The organism is Pseudomonas sp. M47T1 (assembly GCF_000263855.1).
Lineage (GTDB): Bacteria > Pseudomonadota > Gammaproteobacteria > Pseudomonadales > Pseudomonadaceae > Aquipseudomonas.
Map to the genome: position 1 here is coordinate 1 of NZ_AJWX01000083.1, position 260 is coordinate 260.

General features: G+C 57.7%; 1 pseudogene. It reads left to right on the top strand.

Going from position 1 to position 260, the window contains the following annotated elements:
• Positions 1–260, top strand: a pseudogene (locus PMM47T1_RS28550) (DUF2875 family protein); the annotation flags it as partial.

Genomic DNA, 260 nt, shown 5'->3' on the forward strand with positions numbered 1-260 from the left:
CACGCCCGGCCTCACCAACGGCAAGGTGGTGCCCACCGTTTTCGAAACCGTGACCGGTCTGTTGGTCAGCCGCTCCCAACCCTTCCATTACTTGCGCTCGACAGCCCTCAACGAAACGGAAAACAACCAAGATAAAAATAGCCGGCTGGGCAAGCTCTGGTCCTTCTACTGGGAGCAAACCCGTAGCTACAACACTGCCTACAAAGCCGAACTGGTTGCCTCGGGCATCGAAAAACCCCACGCGAACAGTTCCGGCACGC